Below are 3297 nucleotides of genomic sequence, written 5' to 3'. Positions count from 1 at the left end.
AGATCACCGGCTTCGTCCAGGCCGTCCAGGCCGGCGGCGGCACCCCCGGCGGCCTGCACCTGGAGACCACCCCCGACGACGTCACCGAGTGCGCCAGCACCGAAGCAGACCTGGAAACCGTGGGCGAGCGCTACACCTCGTGCTGCGACCCCCGCCTCAACCCCACCCAGGCCCTGCACGCCGTCAACGCCTGGCCCGCCTGACCCACCCCCCGCATCCGCAGCCACGCATCAAGTCCAAGGACTGGAACCATGACCGGCATACCCCCCATCAGCCCCTACCCCCTGCCCGCCGAGGGCGACCTGCCCCCGGCCGCCGTGTCCTGGACCGCCGACGCCGACCGCGCGGTCCTCCTCGTCCACGACATGCAGCGCTACTTCCTCAAGCCCTTCCCCGCCGGCCTGCGCCAGGACCTGATCACCCACGCCGCCCAACTGCGCGACCAGTGCGCCGCCCAGGGCATCCCCGTCGCCTACACCGCCCAGCCCGGCGGCATGAACGACGAACAGCGCGGCCTGCTCAAGGACTTCTGGGGCCCGGGCATGCGCCCCGCCCCCGAAGACCGCCAGGTCGTCGACGCCCTGGCCCCCACCCAGCAGGACTGGCTGCTCACCAAGTGGCGCTACAGCGCCTTCTTCAAGACCGACCTCCTGGAGCGGATGCGCGCCGCCGGCCGCGACCAGCTCATCCTGTGCGGCGTCTACGCCCACGTCGGCGTCCTGGCCACCGCCGTGGACGCCTTCACCCACGACATCCAGCCGTTCTTCGTCGCGGACGCCACCGCCGACTTCTCCCAGGACTACCACCGCTCGGCCCTCACCTACGCCGCCGAGCGCTGCGCCCGGGTCACCACCGTCAAGGGGCTGTTCACATGAGCCAGACACCACCCACCCCCACCACGCCCGGCACACAGCCGGCCGCCGACCTGCTGGAGAGGGCACTGGCGGGCCGGGCACCGGCCTACGCCCTGCTGCACCGGCCCGGCACCACCGGCCCCGCCACCGTGGAGGTGCTGACCGGCACGGTGTCCCTGCCGGCCACCCTGGCCGACATCCCGCTGCCCGACGCCGGCGCCCCCGGCGCCCCGGCCCGCCACGAAGTCCTGGTCGTCATGCCCTACCGGCAGCTGGCCGAACGCGGCTTCGCCTGCGCGGACGACGGCACCCCCCTGGTGGCGATGACCGTGACCGGCCAGCAGCAACTGCCCCTGGACCAGGCCCTGGCCCGCCTCCCCGACATCCCCACCCCGCTGTCCGGCGGCGACTTCGACGTCGACGACGCCGCCTACGAGGACGTGGTGCGCCGGATCGCCAAGGAGATGATCGGCACCGGCGAAGGCGCCAACTTCGTCATCAAGCGCACCTTCGTCGCCGACATCACCGACTACGGCCCCGCCAGCGCCCCGGCCCTCTTCCGCCGGCTGCTGGAACGCGAATCCGGCGCCCACTGGACCTTCCTGATCCACACCGGCAGCCGCATCCTGGTCGGCGCCTCACCCGAGCGCCACGTCAGCCTCCAGGACGGCACCGCCGTCATGAACCCGATCAGCGGCACCTACCGCTACCCGCCCTCGGGCTCCACCCTGGAAGGCGTGCTGGAATTCCTCGGCGACCGCAAGGAGACCGACGAGCTCTACATGGTCCTCGACGAGGAACTGAAGATGATGGCCCGCATCTGCGACACCGGCGGCCGCGTGGTGGGCCCCTACCTCAAGGAAATGGCCCGCCTCGCCCACACCGAGTACTTCATCGAGGGCCAGACCGACCGCGACGTGCGCGACATCCTGCGCGAGACGATGTTCGCCCCCACCGTCACCGGCAGCCCCCTGGAAAGCGCCTGCCGCATCATCCACCAGTACGAACCCGGCGGCCGCGGCTACTACAGCGGCGCCGCCGCCCTGATCGGACGCGACGCCCGAGGCGGGCGGGTGCTGGACTCCGCCATCCTCATCCGCACCGCCGACATCAGCCACCAAGGACGCATCGCCATCGGCGTCGGCGCCACCATCGTGCGCCACTCCGACCCCGCCTCGGAGGCCGCCGAGACCCGCGCCAAGGCCGCCGGACTGGTCGCCGCCCTGCGCGGCGACACCACCACCCGCTTCGCCGACCACCCCAGCGTCCGCCGCGCCCTGGAACTGCGCAACGACACCATCGCCGGCTTCTGGCTCTCCGACCTGCAAAGCCGCAGCGCCGCCCTGCCCCAGCTGGCCGGCCGCAAGGTCCTGGTCGTCGACGCCGAGGACACCTTCACCTCGATGATCGACCAGCAGCTGCGCTCGCTGGGCCTGCACGTCACCGTGCGCCGCTACGACCAGGACTACACCTTCGAGGGCCACGACCTGGTCGTGATGGGCCCCGGCCCCGGCGACCCGCAGGAAGTGGCCCACCCCAAGATGCACCACCTGCACACCGCCGTGGCCACCCTGCTGCGCGAACAGCGCCCCTTTATGGCCGTCTGCCTCAGCCACCAGGTCCTGGGCCTGCAACTGGGCCTGCCCCTGCGCCGCCGCAGCGTGCCCAACCAGGGCGTCCAAAAGGAGATCGACCTGTTCGGCACCCCCGAACACGTCGGCTACTACAACACCTTCGCGCTGCTGAGCGACGACGAGGAGTTCACCACCCACGGCGTGCCCGGGGTGCCCGACGGCCAGCTGGTCCAGGTCAGCCGGGACGCGGCCACCGCGGAGGTGCACGCCCTGCGCGGACCGGGCTTCGCCTCCCTGCAGTTCCACCCCGAATCCGTCCTCACCCGCCAGGGCCCGCGCATCGTGGGCACCGTCCTGGCCGGCCTCCTGGCCCCCGCCCGCACCCCCGACCCGGCCTGAGCGGGCCCCCAAGGCCGCCGGGCCGGCGCCCTCCCCCGAGCGCCGGCCCGGCACCCCCCCGATCTTTCTCCGAAGGAATGACGCATGTCTGAGCTGTCCCCGCAGACCGCCACCGCCGCCAACGGCACCGCCACCGCGACCGGCTCCGGTGCCGCCGCTGCTTCCGTGCCGGCCAACGGGCGGGCCGGTGCGCGGCGTTCGGAGACGTTGACGGGCACCGTGGAGGTGGACTTCCCCCAGTTCCGCACCCCGCCCGCCGAGCCGATGGGACTGCTCGCCGACTGGCTGGCGGCGGCCACCGAGCGCGGCGTGCGCGAGCCGCGCGCCCTGGCCCTGGCCACCGCCGACGAACGCGGCCGGCCCTCCTCCCGGATCCTGGCCGTCAACCAGGTCACCGAGCACGGCATCGTCTTCATCACCCACGCCGGCAGCCAAAAGGGCCGCGAACTGGCCGCCAACCCCCACGCCTC

At 72.8% G+C, this 3297-nt stretch carries 4 protein-coding genes; all 4 read left to right on the top strand.

Annotation, left to right across the window (positions count from 1 at the left end; genetic code table 11):
* Positions 1-203, top strand: a 203-nt coding sequence (locus tag AB0H82_RS36320) for a 3-deoxy-7-phosphoheptulonate synthase (protein ID WP_362999817.1), incomplete at its 5' end; no start/stop codon positions are given.
* 48 nt (positions 204-251) lie between these two features.
* Positions 252-875 (top strand): isochorismatase family protein, encoded by a 624-nt coding sequence (locus AB0H82_RS36315; RefSeq protein WP_362999816.1) that lies wholly within the window; start codon positions 252-254, stop codon positions 873-875.
* The gene (locus AB0H82_RS36310; RefSeq protein WP_362999815.1) at positions 872-2827 is read left to right on the top strand and encodes an anthranilate synthase family protein; all 1956 of its coding nucleotides are present in this window, start codon (positions 872-874) and stop codon (positions 2825-2827) included. Before AB0H82_RS36315 ends, AB0H82_RS36310 begins: the two co-directional genes overlap by 4 nt.
* An 84-nt stretch (positions 2828-2911) precedes the next feature.
* On the top strand, positions 2912-3297 hold a 386-nt coding region (locus tag AB0H82_RS36305; protein WP_362999814.1), incomplete at its 3' end, for a pyridoxamine 5'-phosphate oxidase family protein.

It is taken from the genome of Streptomyces sp. NPDC050732 (genome assembly GCF_040654255.1).
Lineage (GTDB): Bacteria > Actinomycetota > Actinomycetes > Streptomycetales > Streptomycetaceae > Streptomyces.
Note: the sequence above shows the minus strand (reverse complement) of the source record. Positions and strands in the feature narration are given on the sequence as shown.